We start from the raw sequence: 24415 nt of genomic DNA on the forward strand, positions 1-24415 counted from the left end.
GTCAAATCAGCGTGAATTGTCGCCAGAATCCGGCAAAATCCACGTAAGGCGCTCATTTATGGTCGCTTTTCCTCCATTTGGTGCAAAATGCCAAGGTTGGAATGGATTTTGCTTTTTTGAGCCTGCTAGAGGTTTACTACCCGCATTGGGTTCCTTCCATAATCTGCTATCAAAAGAGAATCGCAAGATGAAAAGTAAGTTGGAATATATCTGGCTTGACGGTTACACCCCGACTCAAAGCCTGCGCAGCAAGACCATGGTCCGCAAAGATTTCGACGGCACCCTGGAAAAATGCCCCATGTGGTCCTTCGACGGCAGTTCCACCGAACAGGCCGAGGGCAACGCCTCTGACTGCCTGCTCAAGCCTGCGATGGTCATTCCCGACCCGGACCGCAAGAACGCCTACCTGGTAATGTGCGAAGTGCTCAACGCGGACGGCACTCCCCACGTATCCAACGGTCGCGCCACCATCATGGAAGGCGAGGACGACGAAGATTACTGGTTCGGCTTCGAGCAGGAATACTTCCTGTGGGATTCCAGCACCGACCGTCCGCCGGGCTTCCCCGCCGGCGGCTTCCCCGATCCCCAGGGTCCCTACTACTGCTCGGTAGGCGCCAAGAACGCTTTCTGCCGCGACATCATCGAAGAGCACCTGGACATGTGCCTGGAAGCTGGCCTGAACGTCGAAGGTATCAACGCTGAAGTGGCCGCCGGCCAGTGGGAATTCCAGATCTTCGCCAAGGGCGCCAAGCGTGCCGGCGACGAGATCTGGCTGGCTCGCTACCTGCTCGAGCGCACCGCCGAGAAATACGGCCTGTGGATCGAATGGCATCCCAAGCCCCTGGGCGACACCGACTGGAACGGCTCCGGCATGCACGCCAACTTCTCCAATACCGCGATGCGTGAAGAGGGCAAGGAAGAAGTCTTCACCAGGATCTGTGAGGAATTCGGCAAGAACATCGAGCGCCATATCAGCGTTTACGGTGCCGACAACCACCAGCGTCTGACCGGCCGCCACGAAACCCAGGCGATCGACGAGTTCAGCTACGGCATCTCCGACCGCGGCGCATCTATCCGTATTCCTATCACCACACCGGAAGATGGTTGGGTCGGCCGCCTGGAAGACCGTCGCCCGGCTTCCAACGCGGATCCCTACAAGGTAGCCGCGGCTATCATCAAGACCTGTAAGGAAGCTGGCTTCTAAGCACGGTTCTGTACAGTAAACCCGGGCCTGGCAGTTGCCACGCCCGGGTTTTTTGTATCCGGTGCACCAGCCAGAATTGGCACTTCCGCCCTTTATGGGACGCGGCTAGAGATAGTCGCCACCAGAGCCCCTTTCCCCCTTGACTCCCACGCCCTACGCGGGTTTAATACGCGCCTCTCGCGTTCGCGACCTCCGCCCGGATAGCTCAGTTGGTAGAGCAGGGGATTGAAAATCCCCGTGTCGGCAGTTCGATTCTGTCTCCGGGCACCATAACTAGACGATCAAGCCTCGCCAAACCGCGGGGCTTTTTTGTATCAGCCGACACCGTCTGTCGACACCGGCGCGACACTATGCCGGTGGCTACCGAGCGGGTGCCTGCGGTTCGCAACGGGGACGCAACAACAGCCCCGAGACGTTCAATTACACTCGATGCACCAGGTTCAGCGGGCCTCGCCTGCGAATGTGTGAACCGGTTCCTTTTCATTCCATCGGGCTCAAGTAGAATCCCAAAAACATTTGTGTGCTTGCTGTAAAAGGACTTGGGGTACTTCAATGGAGCTGAAACATGCACGCCGCGCGTGGCTACTGGTCGCCGCGCTGGGATCAATGACGTCGGTCGCCGACATCGGCCGCGAGGTTGCACTACCCCGGCACCTGCAGTTTGGCGAAGCGGCTCAACTGCCCACCAATGAAGTACTGGACCACGGCCGCGCCGTTTTCTCGGCCAACTGGACGATCCAGGAGGGTGGAGGGCGTCCGCAGACAACCGGCACCGGTAGCCCGCTAACCGATCCGTCGTCCCCCCTGCTGTTCCCGCGTAATTTCAATCGAGTATCCGGACCGGACGCGAACTCCTGTGCCGGCTGCCACAATGCACCCTATGGCATCCCGGGCGGCGGCGGCGACTTCGTTACCAACGTCTTCGTACTGGCGCAGCGCTTCGATTTCGCCACGTTCGAGAGCAGTGATCCCATTCCGACCCGCGGCACGCTCGACGAGTCGGGCAATCCCACGACCCTTTCCAGCATCGGCAATAGCCGGGCCACTGTCGGCATGTTCGGCAGCGGCTATGTAGAGATGCTCGCCCGGCAGATCACTGCCGACCTGCGCGCCATTCGCGATTCACTGGCCCCCGGAGACAGCGCGGAGCTCAGCTCCAAGGGCATTGACTTCGGTCGCCTGGGGCGGGACGGCGCAGGCAACTGGCTGACCGAAGCGATCGACGGCCTGCCCGTGGCCAGCACCCGCAGTTCCTCGCCGGATGCCCCACCCTCACTCACCATCCTGCCGTTTCACCAGGCAGGCGCCGTGGTATCGCTGCGGCAGTTCAGCAACAATGCCTTCAATCACCACCACGGCATGCAATCCGTGGAGCGTTTTGGGCTGGGTGTCGACGCCGACGAGGACGGGTTCAGCGATGAACTGACCGAAGACGATATCACCGCGGTCTCGCTGTTCCAGGCCACCCTGCCAGTGCCCGGCCGGGTCATCCCGAACTCCAAACCGGTGGAAGAGGCGGTACGCCGGGGCGAGCACGTGTTTGCCGACATTGGTTGCGCGGGCTGCCACATTCCCGAACTGCCACTGACCGGCGACGGGCATATTTTCACCGAACCCGGACCCTATAACCCTGCGGGCAACCTCAACGCGGATTTTGCCGAGGTTGTACCCGTCAACCTCAACGGTAAGAACCTGCCGAAACCCCGCCTGCACCGCAGTAAACAGGATGCGGTTACCTGGGTGCCCGTCTTTACCGATTTCAAGTTGCACGACATCACAAGCGGTGAGGACGATCCCAACCGCGAAACGCTCAACATGCACTTCCCCGCCGGTTCGGTGGAGTTTTTCGCTGGCAACTCACAGTTCCTGACCCGTCGCCTGTGGGGCATAGCAAACGAACCGCCCTATTTCCATCACGGCAAATTCACCACGATCCGGGAGGCAGTGATCGCGCACGCCGGCGAGGCAAAGGAAAGCAGGGAAGCCTATTCGGCGTTGACGGGCTATGACCAGGATGCGCTGATCGAGTTTCTCAAGACCCTGCAAATCCTCCCGCCGGGTACCATGAGCCTGGTGGTGGACGAGAACAACAACACGCGCTCCTGGTAACCACGCCGCGCCTCCCCGACCAATTCGGGCAGGCGCTGTAATTTCTTCGCGGTGCATTTCCACTGAATTAGCGTGCGTTGGGAGTTGCCCTCCGGCGGCCAATTGTGGCGCAATGCCATCCTCCAGACTGATGCAGCCAATCCCTGGCACAAAGATTGACATGCCAAACGCTACACCACCCGTGCTGGACATTCTTCCCGGCGAAATTCACCTGTGGACGACCAGCCCCGACGATATCGCGTCCCCCGACTTGCTGGCGCGCTACGCAGCACTACTGTCGGCTGAGGAATCCCACCGGCAACAACGCCTGAAATTCGAGCGCGACCGGCACGCCGCGCTGGTGACCCGCGCCTTCGTCCGCGACCTGCTGTCGGCCTACGCGCCAATTCCTCCCGAGGCGTGGCAGTTCCTTGCCGGCGCCAACGGCAAGCCGGAAATCATCGATCCGCCGCTGCCGCTGCGTTTCAACCTCAGCCACACCCGGGGCATGATCATCTGCGCGGTAACACTGGTCGACGATATCGGCTGCGACGTGGAGAACATTGGGCGGCGCAATGATCTGGAGGCCATTGCGCGATCGCATTTTTCCGCCGCCGAACAGGAGGAAATGTTCGCCCTGCCGCAGGACCTGCAGCGCAGCCGCTTCTTTGATTACTGGACACTCAAGGAATCCTGGATCAAGGCCTGCGGGGAGGGGATTTTTCGCGTACCTCTGGCGGATTTCAGCTTTGGCATCAGGGGCGATGCAACGGAAATGATCCGGGACGAAATCGGCCTCGAATTCGCCCCGGGGATTGAAGAAACACCGGACTCATGGCGCAGCTGGCTGTTCTATCCGCGCAGCGAACACCGCATTGCAGTCACAGTGAAACAACTGGTATCGCCAGGGCCGAACGCACCACAGGGGCGACGCTTCCGGTTCTTCGACACAATCCCTCTGCAGCAACCGCGGGAACTGTTCTGGCAATTCCCGGCCTAGCGGTCGGCAAGCCCCGTCACCCCCGGCATCAGGCGGAAGCGCCAGCTGTTCTGCAGGTAGGCTGTCGCCTGGTAGGCGCCGACGGTAAAGGGTATCTCCACCAACTGCTCCATGCTGAAGTGCTTCTCCAGTGTGGCAAAGGTGGCGTCGGCAATCATCGAATCCGCGAACATCTCTTCCACGGCGGCGAGAATCGCCCGGTCCGCCTCGTTCCACTCGGGGTCCGCCGACCCGCGGGTGACCCGATCGATCTCCTCGCTGGTCAGCCCGGCGCGCTTGCCCGCCTTCACGTGCTGCGCCCATTCGAAGGGCGCCTGGCAGAGCCAGCCCACACGCAGGATGATGAGTTCCCGGACCCGGAAGGGCAGCTTGCCGTTATTGAGCGTGGTGGACATCTCCGCCTGGCGCTGCACCAGTTCCGGGTAGCGCAGCATGGTGGCGAAGTACTCGGGCAGCTGTGGCAGCGGCTCGATGCCCATGGCCTTCCAGAGGTCGCGGACGAAGGCGAGTTCCTCGTCGCTGAACTGCTCCGGATCGAGCGGCTCCAGTCGCGGGGGGCGGCCGAGAATGTGCGCTTCGCGGGCTTCGATATCTGACATGGTGATCTCCTGGGCGTTGGATTTCTGCGCGGGTATCGCAAGGCAGGCAATGATTCCGATGCACATAGTGATACGGCGAATGATCATGGTTCCTGCCTGTGGTTGTTATGAACGTTCTGTAACGCCCGGTCGCAGCGTCGCTACTTCCGCTGTTGCTACAGAGCCGCTATTATGAACAAAGCTGTTCATAATAATACACGCGGGAGCGCTGCGAAACTCGTCGCGGCACAGGCTCCCGCCCGCTCCCGAGGTACGCCATGAAAGTACAACCCGCCGCCTTCCTGCGCACCACGCTGCCCCTTGGACTGGACGCCCTGGAGGACTACGACAGCGGCCGCTACCACTCCATCTGGCTGCCGGATCACATGGTGAGTTTCTGGCCCGACTCCATCTGGACGCCGGAATTCACCGACCTCGCCACCGTATCGCCCTCACCGCACCGCCATCTCGACGCCATGGCGGTGGCGGCCGCCGCCGCGGTGAAAACCGAAAATACCCTGCTCGCCACCTGCGTGGTGGATACCGTGCGCCGCCACCCCTCCCTGCTGGCGCAGTCGGCGCTGACCATTTCCCACCTGTCGAAGGGCCGTTTCATCATGGGCCTGGGCAGCGGCGAGACGGAAAACACCGTGCCCTACGGCTTCGACTTCAACAGGCCGGTCGGCCGTTTCGAGGAATCCCTGCAGGTGATCAAGCTGCTCTGGGAGAGCGAAGGGCCGGTGGATTTCGAGGGCAAGTTCTACAAACTGCAGCACGCCCGACTGGACACCGAACTCTACGCGGGCAAGGCGCCGCCGATCTGGATCGGCGCCGCCGGCCCGCGCATGCTCGACATCACCGGACGCTTCGCCGACGGCTGGTGGCCGGCGGGCGCCTGGACACCGGAGGAGTACGCGGAAAAGCTCGCGGTGGTGCGCGCTTCCGCCGAGCGGGCCGGCCGCGACCCGATGGCCATCGTGCCAGCCTTTGTCACCACCTGCCTGCTGGGGGATGACGACGAACTGGCGGAAATCCTCCAGGCACCGCTGGTAAAGGCCTGGATTCTGCAGCCGCCGGCGACAGTCCTGCGCGAGTTCGGCTTCAAGCACCCCATGGGCGACGACTGGGGCGGCTACCAGGACATCAACCCCGAGATCCTCACCCGCGAGCGCATCCTGGAGATGCTCGACAAGGTGGAGCCGGAGTCCATTCTCGCCCTGATCCCGCACGGCTCGCCAAAGAACGTCGCCAAACGGCTCAAGGCTTATGTGGACGCCGGTATGCGGGTGCCGAAGATCCTCGACTACGGCGCCATGGCCGGGCTCAAGTTCGGCGCTCGCTCCGCCGCTCTGGTGCGCGAGACCGAGGACGAACTACTCAAGCTCTGCGGGCAATAGGCTATGAGCGCACTGGATACGACTGCGCTGCTGCGCGCAGCACAGGCGGACACCGGCCTCGACGACTGGGGCGACCCGAGCTTCGAGGAGCGCTTCGGCCTCGGCGTGGCTGCCCTGCAGAAGCTCGGCATGGACGTGGCCGGGGAGAAATTCGCCGCCGGCGTCTGCCACTGGCTGCTCACCGACCGCCTGCGTTTTTTCAACGACCACAGGACTGTGCCCGGCCTCGCCGAGGAGGTCATCGAGAAACCGCTGTTCGCCACCGGCGAGCCGCGCTCCGGCACCACTTTGCTGCACGCCCTGTTGTCGCTGGACCCGGATTCCCGCTCCCTGCGCTTCTGGGAGGTCATGCGGCCCTCGCCGCCACCCGGGTTGGCGAAGGACGACGACCCGCGCCGGGCCATCGCCGACGCGGACTGGCACGGCATCAACGCCATCGCCCGGGAGTGGCTGAAGATCCACCCCTACAACGACATGCTCGGCGACGGCCTGCCCGAGTGCGAGCGCAGCTGGGCCTTCGATTTCCGCATCATGACGCCCACCGCCTGGTGGCGGGCGCCCATCGGCATGGCCGTGGCGGGCTTTCCCAGCGACCCCGCCGCCCAGTACCGCATCCATAAGATGATGCTGCAGTCCTGCCAGCACGGAAGGCCGAAAAAGCGCTGGGCCCTGAAGGGCTTTCACGGGCCGCGCCTGCAGGCCTTCTTTGACGCCTACCCGGATGCCCGACTGATCTGGACCCATCGCGACCCGGTGCAGGTCACCGCCTCGCGCATCGGCATGGCCCTCACCCTCACCCGCTGTTTTTCCGGCGGACAGGCCTTCGATGAAAAGGCCATGGCCGCAATCCACCTCGGCGCCACCCGCGCCGGCATTGCCGACACCATGAGCAACCCGCTGGTCGACGACCCGCGCATCTACCATGTCCGCTACCGGGATTTCGTCAGTGACCCGGTGGGCACCATCGGCGGATTCTACGACTACTGCGACCTCGAATTCACCGACGCGGCACAACAGGCGATGCGCGACTACCTCGCCAACAACCGCGGCGACCGTTACGGCAAGTTCGTCTACTCTACCGACATGATCGATGCCGACATCGACGCCCTCAACGCCGAGTTCGCGCCCTACCGCGAGCGCTTCGGGCTGGACGTCGAAAAACGCAACTGAGCGGAGCCCGCGCAATGCACGAACGCATTTCCATCGACAGCATCGCCTTCATGCGCGAAAGCCTCGATACCCAGGCGGGCTACTGGCGCCGACTGGGCGCCAGCCGGGTCACCCTGCTCGGCGCGCATATCCAGATGGCAGGCGTGGAGGCCACTGCCGCCGCCCTGCAAAGCGCCGGCTGCAAGCTCGAATCCGTCGTTCACCCCTTCCTGCCCCAGCAACACCTCAGCGCCAACCCGGCCAGCTGGCAGGCGCCGCGCGACAGCCTGAACGCCGAGATCGAGGCCGCCGCGGCACTGGGCGCCAATTCCATCTACATGGTGACCGGCGGCCACGGCGGCATGGACTGGGAAGACGCCGCCCGGGTATTCACCGAGGCGGTGGCGCCCTGCGCGGCCAATGCCCGCGCCGCCGGTGTGCACCTGCTGATCGAGAACGCGCCGCCGGCCTACGCGGACATCCACCTTGCCCACAGCCTGCGCGACACCGTACACCTGGCGGAACTCGCCGGCCTCGGTGTCTGCATCGACTTGCCCGGCTGCTGGACCGAAGCCGGTTTGCGCGACACCTTCAAGCGGGCGATGCCCCTGACCCAGCTGGTGCAGGTGAGCGACTACGTTTACGGCGACCGCTGCGTCCCTGCCCGGGCGGTGCCGGGGGACGGCGACATGCCGCTGAAGCGCCTGTTCGAATGGCTGCTGGATGCTGGCTACAAGGGCGCGTTTGACCCTGAACTGATCGGCCCGCGCATCGACGAGGAGGGCGGTTTCGCCGCCACCCAGCGCGCCGCGGACTACCTCGACACACTGTTACGCGAACTCGGCGCCTGAACCAGGGCCGGTTTGCGAGGGAGACAAGCATGGCCTATGGCGACAGCCCCGCCGACGAACCCCTGCGCGATGCCTGGCGGGAGTTCTGCCGTAAACTGGAAGCCGCCGGCGACCGGGTGTTCAAGGATTACAACCCGGCCACCCCCGAACACCGCGCCGACGCCTTCCGCTTCCTCACCCAGAACCTCGGCCAGGCCTTCGACTTCGCCCTGGAAACCCGCGATACCCGCTACCCCGCCATTCACCGCTTCTGTACGCCCTACTGCAAGCTGGGCGGCGACGCCGCCGACTTCATGTACCAGCAGGCGTGGATCGACGGCGAGAGCGTTTACCGGATCAGCGGCAACCGCGGCACCGCGAAATTCTTCAACATCACCGTGCAGGGCGAGCGCCCGGAAACCCAGCCGGGCACGGATATTCCCAGCCTGCACGATCCCTTCGGCGATATTCCCGAGGCCAATATCTTCGGCCACCAGTTGCAGACTGCCTGGGACGGCAGTTTCGAGCTGTACATCGGCGGGCCCCAGCGCGGCCCCAACTGGCTGCCGACCACGCCGCAGTCGCGCAAGCTGTTTATCCGCAATGGCTTCGACCACTGGGACGAACTGCCGGCGACCATCAGCATCGAACGCATCGACATGGACACGCCCCGCCCCCTGCCCACGGTCGACAATATCACCGAGGCCATGGCCTGGGCCGGCACCTTCGTCGAGTCGCTGATGGACGACTGGCCCGACCATCCCTACGAGTACAGCCCCGCGGTGGACCCGGTCAAGGTCAACGCCTTCCCCGCGGATGCCGCCAACGACAGCTCGGACCAGAAGCGCGGCCGACTGGCCGCCAACATGTGCTGGGAGCTGGCCGCGGACGAGGCGCTGATCCTGGAGTTTCCCCAACACAGCGGTTTCTGGATGCTGGCCAACATGGGCACCTTTTTCAACAGCATGGATTATCTCTACCGCCAGGTCAGCTACACCCCGGCGCGCACCGCACTGGGCAGCGACAATATCGTCAGGCTGATCCTGTGCGCACAGGACCCCGGCTATCACAACTGGATGGACACCCAGGGCCTGGTCCGCGGCAACGTGATCTACCGCAACCTGCTTTCCACCGAGAACGCGGACTTCAGCACTCGCGTGGTCGGCGTCGACGAACTGGCGCAGGTGCTGCCCGCGGACACCCCGCGGGTAACGCCGCAGCAGCGCGCACAACAGTTACACACACGCTTCAACGCCATCCGCAGGCGTTACGGCATCTGAACTGCAGGCGCCGCTGCAACGCAGCCGCCAGCTGCGCGCAGGCGGCTGTGCCTGCAATCAAACAGGCTTCCCTCCCGGGCATCGGCTATATTGACCTGCAAGCTTTCGGCATAATCAAGCGCAGCAGCACATTCGGCGCCGCGCCAACCAGCGTCCAGGGGGACAAGCAGATGCAAGCTTCGACGAAAACACCGGAACAGCGCAACGCGGAACTGACCGACCTCGTGGTGCGCCTCGGGCTGATCGCGCTGCTCGCCTGGTTTGCCCTGAAGGTGTTTTCACCCTTCATGGGACTGATGGTCTGGGCCATTGTCCTGGCCATTTCACTGTACCCGCTGAATGAAAAGATTGCGGCCAAGCTCGGCGGAAGCAATGGTCGCGCGGCGACCGTACTGGTACTCGGCCTGGTACTCATCCTCGGTGTTCCCACCGTGCTGCTCGGCATTTCCCTGATCGACAACGCACTGGACAGCTACCGCAGCTTTTCCGCCGGGGAGCTGCGCATCCCCGCACCCAAGCCCAGTGTGCAGGAATGGCCGGTGATAGGCCCGCAAGTGTTCGAAGCCTGGGACGAGGCCGCCAGTAACACCGCCGCCTTCCTGCGCGAGCACGAGACCCAGGTACGCACCCTGTTCCGCGACGCCCTGGGTTTCATGGGCAGCGGCCTCACCACCATCCTGGCCTTTATCGGCGCCTTTATCATCGCCGGCATCATGATGGCCTACGCCCACCCCGGCGCCAGTTCCACCCGGCGCATTTTCGTTCGGGTCTGTGGGCCGAAAACCGGCCCCGAACTGCACCAGCTTACCGTTGCGACTATCCGCTCCGTCGCGGTGGGTGTGGTGGGCGTGGCCTTCATCCAGGCGGTGCTGCTGGGCATCGGCTTTCTCTTCGCCGGTGTTCCCGCCGCGGGCATACTCGCCCTGGTCGCCCTGCTGTTCGGTATCGCCCAGATTCCCGCGGCAATCATCGTCCTGCCGGTCATCGCCTGGATGTGGACGGCCGGCGATGCCTCGACTGTTTCCAACGGCATATTTACCGTCTACCTGCTGCTGGCAGGGCTCGCGGACAATGTCCTGAAACCACTGTTGCTGGGGCGCGGCCTCGCGGTGCCCATGCCGGTGGTACTGATCGGCGCCATCGGCGGCATGCTCAGCAGCGGCATTATCGGCCTGTTTATCGGCGCCGTTATCCTCGGGGTGGCCTACCAGATATTCATGGCCTGGGTCGATGAGGCGGACGTCCCCGAGGAGGCCAGCGCGGCGGCGGACGGCGAATGAAACGAGCCCGTCGGCTCGCGGTTATCGCACTGGCGGCCGTCGCCAGCGCCTGCACCACGCTCGGGCCTGATTACAGCGAACCGGATATCGCCTGGCTGGCCGGCTGGCAGCCCGGGCTCTACGGCGAAGTCGCGCAACAGGCGGACGCGGCCGGCCTCGGCAGCTGGTGGCAGCGCTTCGACGACCCGGTGCTCGACGACCTGGTGATCAAGGCGCGCAGCGCCAATCCAGGCCTGCGCATCGCCGGCCTGCGGGTGCTCGAGAGCCGCGCCCTGCAGGGCATCGCCAGCGGCCTGCGCTACCCGCAAGTGCAACAGATCAGCGCTTCCGGGGTAGCGGTAACCCAGGATACCGACGGCGGCCTCAACGACGGGCACAAGGATTTCCGCACCGCGGATGCTGCCTTCACCGTCGGCTGGGAAATCGATTTCTGGGGGCGATTCCAGCGCAACATCGAATCCGCGGACGCCGCCTACTTCGCCTCGGTGACCAACCAGCACGACGTACAGGTACTGCTGGCAGCTCAGGTGGCCTCGCTCTACTACAGCTACAAGACCACCCTGCAACGCATCGAGATTGCGCGCAGCAACGTCAAACTACAGGAGCGCAGCCTGCAGATCACCCAGAAGCTGTTCGACGAGGGACAGGATTCCGAACTGGATGTGCAGCAGGCGAAGGCCCAGTACCTCGGCACCCTGGCGACCATCCCCGCCCTGCAACTGGGCCTCACCCAGACCCGCAACGCCCTCGCCGCGATCCTCGGCCGCGCGCCCGGCGACGTGCCGGAGCTGGATGCGGTCGACAGCACGCTGCCGGAACTCGAGGCGGCGAGCGTGGCGCAACTGCCCGCCGAGCTACTGCTGCGCCGCCCGGATGTGCGGGTCGCCGCGTGGCAGGCCGCCGCACAGTCGGCGCAGGTGGGCGTCGCCCAGGCCGACCTCTACCCGGCGATTTCCCTCGGCGGCAGTATCGGCTGGTCCGGCAGCAGCGTGAACGCCGTCGGCGACACTACCCGACTGGCCGGTGGACCGGCGCTCAGCTGGAATATTTTCAATTACGGCCAGCTGAAAAATAACGTGCGGGCCCAGGACGCGCGCCTGCAGCAGGCGCTGGAAGGTTTCCAGGCCACCGTGCTGAGCGCCGCCCGGGAAGTGGACGACAGCGCGGCGAAAATTGCCCAGACCGGCGCCAGCCAGCAGATTCTCGACCAGTCGGTGACCGCCGCCGAGCGCTCGCTGGCGATCGCCAGCAAGCGCTATCGCGAGGGCTATTCCGACTTCCAGCGGGTTCTCGACGCGCAGGCGGCGAGCTTTGCCCAGGCGGACCGCGCCATCGTCAACCGCGGCGACCACGTGGCCGCGGTGATCGCCCTGTACAAGGCACTCGGCGGCGGCTGGCAGGCCGCTACCATCGACAACCTGGTGCCGCAGGAAATGCGCGAGACCATGCAGGAACGCACCGACTGGGGCGACCTGCTGGATGCGCCTCTCACCGAACCACCGGAGCAAGGAAACCCGCCATGAGCGAGTCCAACCCGACCACGCCCGCACCGGACGCCGCGCCAGCCCCCGCCAACGAGGCTCCTCCGCCGCCGCCCTCGACCAACCGGGGCGTGCTGGTGGTCCTGGTCCTGCTGCTCGTCTCCCTGGCCTGGTACCTGCTGGCGGACCGCTTCACGCCCTACACCTCGCAGGCCCGGGTGCAGGGCTACGTGGTGGGTGTCGCGCCCAAGGTGGCGGGTGTGATTACAGCCATCCACGTGGAAAACAACACCCGGGTCCAGCAGGGGCAGAAGCTGTTCAGTATCGACCGCTCGCAGTACGACATCGCCCTGCAAAGCGCGCTGTCCAACCTCGACAATACCCGCCAGCAGGTCTCCGCCGGCGACGCCGCTGTGGAACAGGCCCGGGCCAACCTGGTCGCGGCCGAGGCCGGGCAGCTGAAGGCCCAACAGGACTACAGCCGCCTGAAGCGCCTGCGCGAAGACGACCCGGGCACGATTTCCGAGCGGCGCCTGGAGATCTCCAGCGCCACCCTGGCCCAGACCCGGGCCCAGGTCGCCGCCGCCGTGGCAGGCGTGCAGCGCGCCATCGAGCAGAAGGGCGGCGACAGCGACGATTCCGGCAACACCCTGCTGCAGGCGGCGCAGGCGGCGGTGGACAAGGCGCAGCTGGACCTCGACAACACGACGGTGGTCGCCCAGTCCGACGGCGTGATCACCGACCTGCGCGCCGATGTCGGCCAGTTCGCCGGCACCGGTAGCCCGGTACTCACCCTGGTGGCGGTGCAGCAGGTATGGATAAACGCCGACTACACCGAGAACAACCTCGGCCACCTCAAGCCCGGGACACCGGTGGAGATCCTGCTCGATTCGATGCCCGGGCAGGTATTCGGGGGACGGGTCCGGGATATCGGTGTGGGCGTGAGCGCCGGCTCGCCGCCGCCGCCCGGCGCCCTGCCCAGCGTGCAGAACAACCGCGACTGGCTGCGCCAGGCGCAGCGCTTCCCGGTGCAGGTGGATTTCACGGAAAGCCCCTCCCCCGAGATCCTGCGCAACCTGCGGCTCGGCGGCCAGGCGTCGGTGATTGCCTACAGCGAGGGCCACTGGCTGCTGAGGATGCTCGGCAAGGCCTACATCCGGGTGCTCAGTGTGCTGTCCTATGCCTACTAGGACACGGGAGCCGCGCTGATGCATATCGCCGAGCGCCGCTGCTACCGGCTGGCCTGCGCGACCGGCATCGCGCTGGCGCTGGGCTACGGCATGGGCCTGGCGATCCCTTTTATCGCACCGCTGCTGGCGATACTGCTGGGCGCCAAGCCCGCCCGCCCGCCGGGACTGAAAGCGAGTATCATCGTCATCCTGTTCATGGTCGTCGCCCTCGGCATCGGGGTTGCCATCGGCCCGCTGCTGCAACTCGCGCCGGTCTCCGCGCTGTTGCTGATCTCACTGGGCCTGTTTTTTTCCAGCCGGCTGGCCATCGTCGGCGGCAAGGAAGTGCCCTCCACCCTGCTGGCCATGGGCTTTACCGTAATTCCTGCCGCCAGCTGTGTCAGCCAGGCGCTGGCCCTGGCGATCATCGCCACCCTGGCACTGAGCGTGGCGATCGCCATCGTCAGCCTGTGGCTCGCCTATCCCCTGTTCCCGGAGGGCAGCGGGACGCCGCCACCACCCCCGGCGCCGGTCAGCCCGGAGGAAGGCGGCTGGCTGTCCCTGCGCGCCACCCTGATCGTCCTGCCGGCTTTCCTGCTGACCCTGACCAACCCGGCGGCCTACCTGCCACTGACAGTGAAAAGTATCCTGCTGGGGCGGGAGGCGACCGAGGTCCGCCTGCGCGACGCCGGCCGCGAACTGATCGGCAGTACGGCACTGGGCGGAATCTGCGCCATCGCGGTGTGGGGACTGCTGAGCCTCGCGGTGGAACTGTGGTTCTTCACCGGCTGGGTGGTGCTGGTGACGCTGCTGCTGATGTCCGGTGCCTACGGCGCGCGCGCCAGCCGCTTCGGGGCCAGCTTCTGGGTCAACACCCTGACCACCATGCTGATCCTGCTCGGCGCCGCGGTGCAGGACAGCGCCAACGGCAAGGATGTCTACCAGGCCTTCGCGGTGCGCCTCGCCCTGTTCATCGCGGTGACTCTCTACGCCATACTGGCCATGGCGTTACTGGAGAACTGGCGCAACTGGCGCGGCGACCGAACCCGGAGAATGACTCATGCTGTTTAACCTCGCCCTTGGAATCGGCACCATGATCGTCTGCCTGCTGTTGCAGGGAATCCTGGTCGTCGCCGCCCTGCGTTACTATTCCCGCCGCTACGAGCGAATGTCGACCACCTTTATGGCCGCAATGCGGGTCACCGCGGGACTGATGCTGATCCTGATTATCGGCAACCTGGCCCAGGCGGCGGCCTGGGCGCTGCTGTTCATGGCGCTGGGTGAATTCGGGAGTTTTACCGAAGCGTTCTATTTTTCCACAGTCAATTTCGCCACCCTGGGCTACGGCGATATCGTCATGTCGGAAGCCCACCGCGTACTGGGTCCGCTGGAAGCGGTCAACGGCGTGCTGATGATCGGGGTATCCACCGCGGCGCTGTCACGGACCTTCCAGGAAGTGGTGAAATTCAGGGTTCACCGCGGCAGCGAAGAGCTCCCCCGCGTGCCGACCAATGGAGATTGAGAGCGAACTGAAATTCGCAGTAGCGCCGCGTACCGCGGGAAAACTGCTCAAATCCACAATCCTGAAGCAGGCGGCGACAGGTAAGCGCCGCAAACGCCGTCTGGTCAGCACCTATTTCGACACCCGCCAGCACACCCTGCGCAAGGCCGGCGCCGCACTCCGGGTGCGCCGCGGCGGCGACAGCGGAAGCTGCGAACAAACGATAAAGCTGCCCGCGCCGGGGCCGGCAGGCATGCAGAACTACGAGGAATGGAATACGCCGGTGGACGGCCCGGAGCCGGAGCTGCGCCGGTTTGACTCCGCGGCCCTGCGCCGTCTCGGTGAGGGCAAGTTCAAGGCCCGCCTGGAAGCGGTGTTCACCACCGATGTCGAACGCACCTCAATTCACCTGGTGCGCGGCAATACCCATTTCATGCTCGACCTGGATATCGGCGAACTGTGCGGACACGGCAAGCGGGAGCGCCGGGAGCCGGTCTGTGAGGCCGAGTTCGAGTTGCTCAGCGGCGACCCGCTGCGCATGCTCGATTTCCTGCTCGAGCTGGACCGGGACATCGGCTGGCACCCCCTGTATATGACCAAGGCGCAACGCGGTTACGCGCTGGCCCGTCCGGCACTGCGGGTAAAACGCAGTAAGGCGAGGACGGTGGCGCTTGAGCCGGGTGCTAGTGTCGGCGAGGCATTTCTCTGTATTGTCGGGGAGGCGCTCGGGCACCTGCAGCGCAACCTGCAACCGGCGCTGCAGGGCCAGCCCGAGGGCGTCCACCAGGCCCGCGTGGCGATACGCCGCACCCGGGCCGCGCTCCGCGGGTTCAAGTCAATCCTGCCCTACGACAAGCGCAAGGCGTTCAATGGGGAGTTTCGCTGGCTGCAATCGCGCCTCGCGCCGGCGCGCGACTGGCATGTGTTTCACAGCGAGACCCTGCCGCAGATAGCGCGGGAGGCCCCTGCGCAAAGTGACGACCTCCGGCGACTGCATCAGCTGGCGACGCGGGAGCGCAAACACGCAACCGCCGAAGCCCGCGAAGCACTTGCCGGCCAGCGCTTCACCCGTCTCATGCTGCAGTTCCAGCGCTGGCTTCTGTCCCTGGACAAGGCCTCCGGGGATATCTTCACCCAGTCCCTGCAGCCCTTTGCGCTCAGTGTACTGGGCAGGGCCCACCGCGACCTGTTACTGGATGGCCGCCCCCTGTCAAAAATGACCGAGGAAGAACGCCACGCCCTGCGCAAACGCGGCAAGAAATCCCGCTATGCGATGGAGTTCTTTTCCAGCCTCTGGCAGGGAGCGGCCGCAGACCTCTACCTGAAACAGCTGGAACAGTTACAGGACCGGCTGGGGGAAGCCAACGACGCCGTCGTCGCGCGCAAGCTGATCGCCAGCCTGCCGCCGCGCGCCCTGTCATCTTCCGGCCTGCTGCTGGTGCAGGACTGGTCGGCGGCCAGGGAGGCCAGCTGCCGCCGGGCGGGGCAACCGGTGTGGCGGAAAATGCAGCGCGCAACGTGTTTCTGGCATTGACCGCGCAGCGGGCAGCCGGCGGCACGACGGACAATTCCATCATTTCCAGACCAGCCATCCCATGCAGCCGGGTTCTTGCGTATGCTGGGTTGAGCGGGGGGAATTCCCCGTGTCACGGACGACAGACAACGCACGACAGGGAGAAGTCAGCATGAATCTGAAAACATTGATCATCGCCGCAGCGGCATTTTTCACCAGCGGCGTCAGCCAGGCGGCCACCATAGCCACCTGGGATATGACCGGCCAGCCCGGGGACCAGACGGTAATGGTCGCCAGTAATCTGGCAAGCGGCCTGCAAGCGGCGACGCTGTCCCGCGGCGCCGGTCTCAACGCGACCACCGGCACTGACTCCTTCAGCAGTTCCGGGTGGTCGGGAAGCGAGGCGGACGATTACCTGAGCCTCAGCCTCTCGGTTGCCGAGGGCTACCTGCTGAACCTCGACTGGCTCGCGATCGGCACCCGCGCCTCCAACACCGGCCCCGGCAGCATTGGCGTGTTTTCCAGCCTGGACGGTTTCAGCAGCCCACTGCAGGGCATTGCGCAAAATGGCGGCGAGGTGGTCGCTTCGCTGGTCGATCTCAGCGGCCTCGGGACATTGACCGGCAATCTGGAACTGCGCCTGTACGAACTGGGCAACACCCAGGCGGACGGCAGCGGCGACACCAGCGCCGCCGGCACGTTTCGCGTGGTTAACAGCACGGGCGGCTTCACCCGTTTCGAGGGTGAGCTGCAGCTGACCCCGGTGCCCCTGCCCGCCTCGCTGTGGTTGTTTGGTTCGGCATTGGCAGCACTGGGCATGCGCGGCAGATCGACTAGCTGCGGCTGAACAATGATTGTCCTCGCGGCGGGCCGGCGCCACTCCGGCTCCCGGTCCGCTGCAGTCCCCTGACCCGTGCGCCGGAATTGGGGACGGCGGGCTCGCGGCGAATTTCAGCGTGTACTGGCGATAATAAGCAGTTACGCTTGGACCTGCATTTCCAGCTCATCCAACCGACAGCACTCCAGGCAGGTACCCATGATTCGCCCCTCGCGCTTCCCCGCGGCAATTGCCGCGTCCATTCTCAGCACCCTCGCCGTGGTGACCCCCGACACCCGGGCCAGCGAAGCGCTGACGGAGCAACAGTTACAGGCAGCCTACCAACACCTGCACCAGAACCCCGAGCTGTCCCTGCAGGAGGAACAAACCGCCGCCTATCTCGCCGACCACCTCGAGGCAATGGGCTACCAGGTCACCCGCAATATCGGCGGGCACGGCTTGGTCGCACTGCTGCAGAACGGTGACGGCCCAACCATTATGTACCGCGCCGACATGGACGGCCTGCCGGTGGCGGAAAATACCGGCCTGCCCTTTGCCAGCAAGGCGACCGGCCTGTCGCAGGGAGACAGCCAGGTGCCGGTCATGCACGCCTGCGGCCACGACGTTCACATGACGGTACTGTTGGGCGTGGCCGCGGAAATGATGGCCCATCGCGGAGACTGGCATGGCACCCTGGAACTCATCGGCCAGCCCGCCGAGGAACTCGGCGCCGGCGCCCTGGCGATGCTGCAGGACGGCCTGTTCACTCGCTTTCCCCAACCGGACCTGAACCTTGCGCTACACGTTTATCCGGACCTGCCGGTCGGCACCATCGGCTACGCACCGGAATACGCGATGGCCAACGTCGACGAAGTGGATGTGACCATCTACGGCAAGGGCGGCCACGGCGCCTACCCGGAATCGAGTATCGATCCGATCATGATGTCGGCGGAAATCATCACGATGCTGCAAACCATTGTCAGCCGGGAATTGTCCGCGCTGGAACCGGCGGTGATCACCGTCGGCTCCATCCACGGCGGCAGCAAGCACAACATCATTCCCGACGAAGTCAAACTGCAGCTGACCGTGCGCAGCTATGCGGACGATACCCGCGCCTTCCTGCTGCGCCGCATCGAGGAGATCAGCCAGGGAATCGCACGCACCGCGGGTGTTCCGGAAGATCGTTTGCCAGAGGTTGTGGTCACCGACGAATACACTCCCTCGGTGTACAACAATCCCGCCCTGACCGAACAGGTGGTGGATATCCTGCGCAAGGGGCCGTCGGCAGCGCCGGTAGTGAAACTCAAACCCAGTATGGCGGGGGAGGATTTCAGCCGCTACGGCCGCACCGATGCACGCATTCCCTCACTGTTGCTCTGGCTGGGCGTTACCAGCGAAGCGCGCATTGCACAGGCAAAGGCGCAGGGAACCAACCTGCCCAGCCTGCACTCCGCAAAATTTGTCCCGGATGCGGTTCCGGCGATCGAGGCGGGGGTCGCGCAAATGTCTGCCGTGCTGGTTGCGCTGTTTGCCGAAGGCGTCGCGCCGGGCACGCCTGAATAAGCGGCTGCAAACAAAACGGGGCCGCTAGCGGCCCCGTTATGCGGAACAGCCTGCAGGCTTATTCCATCGCTTTTTTCACCTCGTCGGCGGCTTCGTCGGCAGCATCGGCGGCATCGTCAGCGGCCTCTTCCATCGCATCGCCCGCCTCTTCCGCCATATCACCGGCGTCATCCATTGCGTCATCCATTGCATCGCCGGCCTCATCGGCCATATCACCCGCCGCATCCTTGGTGTCTTCCCAGGCATCGCCCATCGCGTCGCCTGCGTCGGACATGGCTTCACCAGTCGCGTCCATTGCGTCGCTGGCCATGTCTCCGGCGGAATCCACCGCTTCACTGGTCTTTTCCTTCACGGTCTCCGCTGCTTCGGACATCGACGACTTGGCCGAGTCCACATCTTCCTTGCTGCAAGCAGACAGCGACAATGCAAAGACCGCGGCAACAGCCGCGACAACCATATTGTTGATTTTCATACCTGTAATTACCCCTTGTTGTTCACAAACGAGTCTACGAAGGTTAGCTCCTGCTTTTGTTTACTGCCAGTTTTCTGCACAGGGCTGGGGTGACTATAACCCACCGGGCGCCAGGATAAACCCCCGCTGCAACAGCGGGGTGTACCAGTAATGCGTCAGGAGGCCGGGGGTACCAGGGCTGCGGCAATCGCGCGCCAGTCGATGTATTTGAAGTTCTGGTTGGCGGCGGGCAGGACGTTGTAACCATCCTGCACCACCAGCATCCCCTGCGGATACTGCGCGCCGAGCGCGGCGTGGGTGACAGCGAGGCCATCGGTGTCGCTGGTGCCGTCGATACCGCGCGCCGCGTCCGTGGTGACACGGAAGCGACCGAGATAGCGGTGCGGCGGCAGGCGCTCGAGCAGGGCATAGCTGTTATCGCCCTGGCTGGACACCACCAGGTAACCGCTCTCGCCCTGCTGGTAGATATCCATGCCCTCAACATCCGCGTGCAGGTGTTTGCCGTCCACCGCGGCAATCATCACCGGCGCTGCCGGATTGCCCGGGCTCGTGGACATCACGCTGACGCCCTGGTCCTCGACCCCGATAAACAGGCGATGGTGGGTGTCGTCCGCGACACAACCTTCGGGCTGGTCCGGCAGGGTGATCTCACGCAGCAGGGAGCCGCTGAAGCCGCTGTCGCGGCCTGCCAGCTGCCACTGCTGCAGTCGCCCGTCCTTGTCGTTGACGAATACCTGCAGCGATTCGCCGTCATCGTACATGCACAGGCCATAGGGATCGTCGAGGCCGGTTTCGATATCCGACTCCTGCAACCAGCGCACTGCGCCGCTGCCACTGATACCAAACAGGCTGATGCTCTGGCGCGTACGATTGGAGGCGGCGGCGAGGGCGACAAATTCCGGGTGCCCGCGCAGGGGACGCAGGTCCACGTTATTCAGCCGCCCCGTGGCAATCGCCGCGGTTTCACGGCCGTCGAGGCCGTAGACGCGCAGCCCGAAGCGCTTGTCGGTACCCAGCACCAGGCTGGCCTCCGGCGCGTCCGGGTTGATCCAGATCGCCGGGTCATCGGCGCTATCGCCATGAGTGGGCACCGGGGTGGTTTGCGTGCTGGCGTGAACCGCCGGCAACTGCGCCGGGCGTGCACTGGCCAATTCGGCAACGGTGACCGCGCCGACCCGCAGCTCGCCGTCGACGACAGCGAAGGATTCCGCTTCCGGGTCGAGCTTGCCCAGCGGTGCGTAGGCGGCCAGCAACTCCCGGGCAAGGCTGCCCTCGCCGGCATTGTGCCGCCAGACGCCGACCCCTTCCTCCAGCACATACAGGCTTGCGCTGGCGTCATCGACGAAACAGTCAGCGGCCTCCACCACACCGGGTATCCTGCGCACCGGCTGCAATGGTGCGCCGGGGGCGGGCAACAGCCACTGGGCCAGGTAACCGCGGTCACTGAAGGCGTAGACCTGCAATTCGCTGTCCTGTAGCGAGAGGCAGGCGCCATCGAGGACCTGGTTATCGGGCGTGAAGCGCTGCTCGGACAACTGGCCACGGGAATCCCGGTGGCGCAGCACCAGCTGGTTGGCTTCGTCATCCAGCGCAATCGTATATAGACTGCCGTCAGCGAGCTCGCGCTGCTCCGCCTGTCCCGACAGGGGTAGCAGGACCGCGCACAGCAGCGCGGCCCGCAACGGCATCGGTTTGCACCAGCGCATCAGAATGCACTCATGCGCAAGCCCACCACATAGGTGCGCCCGTACTCCTCGTACTGCCAGTTGTATGCCTGGTCGTCCTGGTAGAAATAGCGCGGCTCATCGGTCAGGTTGACCCCTTCAAAGTACACCTGCAGGCCATCCATGATGTTGTATTTCACACTGGCGTCAAGCTGGGTGTGGTCGTCCTGGTAGACGTCTTCGCTTTTATCCCCACCGACCACCGCCAGTGCCTCGGACTGGTAATTCACCGCCAGGCGCAGCTGCAGGCCGTAGTTTTCGTAGCCCACCATCAGGTTACCGACTTCGCCGTAGGAGCCGGGCAGGTCCACGTCGCGGCCATCGAATTCGGCGTAGGAGTCGATCAGGGTGCCGTTGATACCGAGCATGAATCCGTTGTCGAACTGCTTGAACCAGGCGATTTCCACACCGCGCACTTCGGCAGAGTCACCGTTGATGTACTGCAGCACGTCGGCGTCGTCGATGTCCGCCGGGCTCAGGCCCACCAGGCTGGTCCAGGGCGTCAGGTCGATGCTGCCGGCGACGTTGGCCTGGGCGATGTAGTTGTCGAGGTTCTTGTAGAACACGCCCAGCGAGAACATGCCGATGTTGGCTTCCGGGTAGTATTCACCGCCGAGGTCGAGGTTGATCGACTCGTAGGGATCGAGTTCCGGGTTGCCCAGGTCCTCGAGCTGCAGTTCGGTCTCACCGTCATCTTCCTCGATCTCCGCGAGCGAGGAGGGATTGAGTGCACCGAAGCTCGGCCGGGCAATGGTCTGGCTGGCCGCCGCACGGGCGACAATCTGGTCCGACACATCCCAGCGCACGGTCAGGCTGGGCAGGAAGTAGTCGTAGTCGCCGTCCTGGCGGCTGGTGCCGAAACCGGTTTCCTCGAAATCCAGGGTATTGTTTTCATACACCGTGCCGGTAGCGCCCTCGGATTCGAATTCGGTGAGCTCGTAGCGCACCCCGCCGATCAGGGTCACCGTGTCGAAATCCATGGTCGCCATCAGGTAGCCGGCGTAGATATCTTCCTGGATGTCGTAGTCGCCGACCGTGGACTCGGTCAGCGACTCGTCCGCATTGCGGTTGTCATCAGTGAGGCCGCGGGTAAAACTGCGCAGGGCGGAACGGCTGAGGCCGAAGCCGAAGTCGGCCAGGTCAAAGTCCGGATTTACGCCGCGAAATTTCAGGGCATCGACGTCATCGAAGCTGTCGAATACATCGATGGTCGATTTGCGGGTCTTGTCGCGCAGGCGTACCTTGGCGCCGCCCTTGATCTCCGTCGACGAGCCCCACAGGTCGAACTGGCGAGCGATATCGAAGGTGGCGCTCCACTCTTCATCCTCGACCAGGTTATTCTCCACGGTAATGTCGTCGAGAATGAAGTTCTGCGGGAAGTAGGCCATCGGGTCCAGTACCACCTTGGGCGTTTCGCCCAGTGAGGTATAGGCGAAGGCATAGTCGTCGGCGCCTTCGAACTTGCTGTCGTGGCGACCGGGTTCATCTTCTTCCGCGTAGGAGTAGCCGAGGGAGTACTCGAAAGTCCAGTCGCCGCGCTGGTTGAGGCCGCCGATTACCGCGGAGATGATGTCCTGGGTTTCCTTGCGGTCCTTCAGGCTGCGCGCATATTCTGCGGCGTCGAACTGGCCGCCGCCCGCAGACACCTGGCCCGAGTCCTCGTCGGGCTCGATCTCGATGCGGTTGCGGATTTCCTTGTCCTCGAAATCGCTGTACAGGGTGCGCAGGTAGTACTCGTCGCCTGCGGAGGGGCGCCAGTCCAGGTTGAACACCGCACCCATGCGCTGGCGGGAAATCTGGTAGTCGCGCAGTTCCAGTTGTTCCGGGTACAGCAGGCCGTTGGCCTCTGCAGGGGTCCAGCCGCCGTCCTGTTCGAGGTTCTCGGAGCCAAACTCGCGGTCCTGGTAGCTCACGGAAAGGGCGACGGCCAGGCTCTCCGGCGCGCCGGCATCGAAGACATTGCTCCAGGTTGCGGTGCCCTGCGGGCTCCACTCTTCCATCAGGTCGTTGTAACCGCCCTCGGCGGTGACTTCGAAATACTGGCCGTCGCGGTCAAAGCCGGACAGGCTCTTCACCTCGATGGTGCCGCCGATGGCGTCGCCGTCCATGTCCGGGGTGAAGCTCTTGCTGACCTTGAGGTTTTCCAGCAGGCCCGAAGGTACCACGTCCAGGGCGGTGGCGCGCTGGTCCGAGTCCGGCGCCGCAATATTCACGCCGTTGATCTTCACCGTGTTCAGGCTGGGCTGCAGGCCGCGGATACCGACGAAACGGCCCTCGCCCTGGTCGCGCTCAATGAACACGCCCGGCACCCGCTGCAGGGCCTCGGCAATATTCTCGTCGGGCAGGGCGCCCGCCTCGTCGGCGGTAATCACGCTGGCGATGTTGCGCGAGGCGCGCTGCTGGTTGATGGCGCTGGCGTTTTGCGCGCTGGCGCCGTACACCAGCACGTTCTCCAGCGGCGGCAGGTCCTTGCCGACGCGCACGTTCTGCACCACGTCGTCGGCTCCGACAACCACGGTCTGGCTCACTTTCTCCGCGCCGACGTACTCGACCTCCACGGTCCAGTTACCCTCCGGCAGGTTGGGGAAGCTGAAGCGGCCGTCGCGGCCGGTGCTGGTGGTGAGCTTGAGTTCCGGAATCCTGACGATCGCCGCACCGAGGAAACGGGTGCCCGAGGCATCGGTAACCCGGCCATCGAGGCGGGCCGCCTGCGCACCGCTGGCGAGTACGGTGGCCAGTGCGGAAAATGTGACTACTCGACGAAAAGTGTGGCGGGAAAATGACAACATACTGATATCCATATTCTGGCGGAATGGTGCCGCAAAGCTACCGGCGATCAGTTAAGGAAAAGTTAAGGACCGGTAACGGTTTTGTTACAACCGCAGATAATTTCCCTACAGAATCAAAGGCCAAACAGTTACAGTGCCGGAAACGGCCAACATGAAAATTGCATGAACGTACTGTTCAATATCCTGGTGATCGCGACCGCGGTGATGATTCACTACGAGGCGCTCTACCAGTTGACCCGCCTGCTGCCGAAGCTGGGCATCCCCCACCGCATGCGCATCGTCCTCGGCGTGTTCGCCGCGTTGACTGCCCACGCCGCCGAGGTCTGGGTATTCGCGCTCTCCTACTACTGGATGGACCAATCGGGCTGGGGTGCGCTGGAAGGTGCGCTGGAGGGCTCGTTCATGGATTACGTGTACTTTTCCTTCACCATCTATACCACCCTGGGCGTCGGCGATATCGTGCCGCACGGCGATATTCGCTACCTCACCGGGCTGGAGTCGCTCACCGGGCTGGTGCTGATCACCTGGAGCGCCTCCTTCCTCTACCTCGAAATGACCCGCTACTGGAATCGCGACTGAC

Annotated in this window: 20 protein-coding genes and 1 tRNA gene; 17 read left to right on the top strand and 4 right to left on the bottom strand. The window is 64.3% G+C overall.

The window, feature by feature from the left end:
• Positions 1-187: 187 nt before the first annotated feature.
• From ACNKU3_RS13650 to ACNKU3_RS13665, 4 genes are all read left to right on the top strand, one after another.
• Positions 188-1204: a glutamine synthetase beta-grasp domain-containing protein gene (locus ACNKU3_RS13650; RefSeq protein ID WP_418260049.1), complete on the top strand. Its 1017-nt coding sequence runs from the start codon at positions 188-190 to the stop codon at positions 1202-1204.
• A 194-nt stretch (positions 1205-1398) separates the two neighbouring features.
• Positions 1399-1474: transfer RNA gene (locus ACNKU3_RS13655), tRNA-Phe, on the top strand.
• A 282-nt stretch (positions 1475-1756) separates the two neighbouring features.
• Positions 1757-3313 carry a di-heme oxidoredictase family protein gene (locus ACNKU3_RS13660; RefSeq protein ID WP_418260050.1) on the top strand — a complete coding sequence of 519 codons (1557 nt, stop codon included), beginning with the start codon at positions 1757-1759 and terminating at the stop codon, positions 3311-3313.
• A 160-nt stretch (positions 3314-3473) separates the two neighbouring features.
• On the top strand, positions 3474-4292 hold the full coding sequence (locus tag ACNKU3_RS13665; RefSeq protein WP_418260051.1) for a 4'-phosphopantetheinyl transferase family protein: 819 nt from the start codon (positions 3474-3476) through the stop codon (positions 4290-4292).
• On the opposite strand, the gene ACNKU3_RS13670 is transcribed toward ACNKU3_RS13665, so the two are convergent.
• A complete protein-coding gene (locus tag ACNKU3_RS13670; RefSeq protein ID WP_418260052.1) occupies positions 4289-4891 on the bottom strand; it encodes a carboxymuconolactone decarboxylase family protein in 603 nt (200 codons plus the stop codon). The two genes, ACNKU3_RS13665 and ACNKU3_RS13670, sit on opposite strands and share 4 nt — an antisense overlap.
• Before the next feature lie 257 nt (positions 4892-5148).
• On the opposite strand from ACNKU3_RS13670, the gene ACNKU3_RS13675 reads away from it, so the two are divergent.
• From ACNKU3_RS13675 to ACNKU3_RS13730, 12 genes are all read left to right on the top strand, one after another.
• Entirely contained in the window at positions 5149-6267 is a 1119-nt protein-coding gene (locus ACNKU3_RS13675) for an LLM class flavin-dependent oxidoreductase (protein ID WP_418260053.1), read from the top strand.
• A gap of 3 nt (positions 6268-6270) precedes the next feature.
• On the top strand, positions 6271-7437 hold the full coding sequence (locus ACNKU3_RS13680; protein ID WP_418260054.1) for a sulfotransferase family protein: 1167 nt from the start codon (positions 6271-6273) through the stop codon (positions 7435-7437).
• A 14-nt stretch (positions 7438-7451) separates the two neighbouring features.
• Complete coding sequence (locus ACNKU3_RS13685) at positions 7452-8267, top strand: sugar phosphate isomerase/epimerase family protein (RefSeq protein ID WP_418260055.1); 816 nt, start codon at positions 7452-7454, stop codon at positions 8265-8267.
• A gap of 29 nt (positions 8268-8296) precedes the next feature.
• On the top strand, positions 8297-9526 hold the full coding sequence (locus ACNKU3_RS13690) for a hypothetical protein (protein ID WP_418260057.1): 1230 nt from the start codon (positions 8297-8299) through the stop codon (positions 9524-9526).
• Between the two features lie 47 nt (positions 9527-9573).
• Complete coding sequence (locus tag ACNKU3_RS13695; RefSeq protein WP_418260058.1) at positions 9574-10806, top strand: AI-2E family transporter; 1233 nt, start codon at positions 9574-9576, stop codon at positions 10804-10806.
• Positions 10803-12329, top strand: a complete 1527-nt coding sequence (locus tag ACNKU3_RS13700) for an efflux transporter outer membrane subunit (RefSeq protein ID WP_418260059.1) — start codon at positions 10803-10805, stop codon at positions 12327-12329. Before ACNKU3_RS13695 ends, ACNKU3_RS13700 begins: the two co-directional genes overlap by 4 nt.
• Positions 12326-13477 (top strand): HlyD family secretion protein, encoded by a 1152-nt coding sequence (locus tag ACNKU3_RS13705; RefSeq protein ID WP_418260060.1) that lies wholly within the window; start codon positions 12326-12328, stop codon positions 13475-13477. Before ACNKU3_RS13700 ends, ACNKU3_RS13705 begins: the two co-directional genes overlap by 4 nt.
• A gap of 18 nt (positions 13478-13495) precedes the next feature.
• Complete coding sequence (locus ACNKU3_RS13710; RefSeq protein ID WP_418260061.1) at positions 13496-14527, top strand: DUF2955 domain-containing protein; 1032 nt, start codon at positions 13496-13498, stop codon at positions 14525-14527.
• Complete coding sequence (locus ACNKU3_RS13715) at positions 14517-14978, top strand: ion channel (protein WP_418260062.1); 462 nt, start codon at positions 14517-14519, stop codon at positions 14976-14978. The genes ACNKU3_RS13710 and ACNKU3_RS13715 overlap by 11 nt, the downstream gene beginning before the upstream one ends.
• Positions 14968-16491, top strand: a complete 1524-nt coding sequence (locus ACNKU3_RS13720) for a CHAD domain-containing protein (RefSeq protein WP_418260063.1) — start codon at positions 14968-14970, stop codon at positions 16489-16491. The genes ACNKU3_RS13715 and ACNKU3_RS13720 overlap by 11 nt, the downstream gene beginning before the upstream one ends.
• Before the next feature lie 151 nt (positions 16492-16642).
• A complete protein-coding gene (locus ACNKU3_RS13725) occupies positions 16643-17317 on the top strand; it encodes a hypothetical protein (protein WP_418260064.1) in 675 nt (224 codons plus the stop codon).
• A 189-nt stretch (positions 17318-17506) separates the two neighbouring features.
• Positions 17507-18850, top strand: coding sequence for a M20 metallopeptidase family protein (locus tag ACNKU3_RS13730; protein ID WP_418260065.1), 1344 nt, complete (start codon positions 17507-17509; stop codon positions 18848-18850).
• 58 nt (positions 18851-18908) lie between these two features.
• Here the strand turns inward: ACNKU3_RS13730 and ACNKU3_RS13735 are convergent, their stop codons facing one another.
• The 3 genes from ACNKU3_RS13735 to ACNKU3_RS13745 all read right to left on the bottom strand — a co-directional run bounded on the left by ACNKU3_RS13735 (position 18909) and on the right by ACNKU3_RS13745 (position 23835).
• Entirely contained in the window at positions 18909-19322 is a 414-nt protein-coding gene (locus tag ACNKU3_RS13735) for a hypothetical protein (protein WP_418260066.1), read from the bottom strand.
• A gap of 155 nt (positions 19323-19477) precedes the next feature.
• Positions 19478-21028 (bottom strand): phytase, encoded by a 1551-nt coding sequence (locus ACNKU3_RS13740; protein ID WP_418260067.1) that lies wholly within the window; start codon positions 21026-21028, stop codon positions 19478-19480.
• A complete protein-coding gene (locus ACNKU3_RS13745; protein WP_418260068.1) occupies positions 21028-23835 on the bottom strand; it encodes a TonB-dependent receptor in 2808 nt (935 codons plus the stop codon). The genes ACNKU3_RS13740 and ACNKU3_RS13745 overlap by 1 nt, the downstream gene beginning before the upstream one ends.
• Before the next feature lie 162 nt (positions 23836-23997).
• Between ACNKU3_RS13745 and ACNKU3_RS13750 the strand changes: the two genes are divergently transcribed.
• Positions 23998-24414, top strand: coding sequence for a potassium channel family protein (locus tag ACNKU3_RS13750; RefSeq protein WP_418260069.1), 417 nt, complete (start codon positions 23998-24000; stop codon positions 24412-24414).
• Position 24415: the final 1 nt, after the last annotated feature.

The sequence above is a fragment of the Haliea sp. E17 genome (genome assembly GCF_048323675.1).
In the GTDB taxonomy this organism is placed as follows: domain Bacteria; phylum Pseudomonadota; class Gammaproteobacteria; order Pseudomonadales; family Halieaceae; genus Mangrovimicrobium.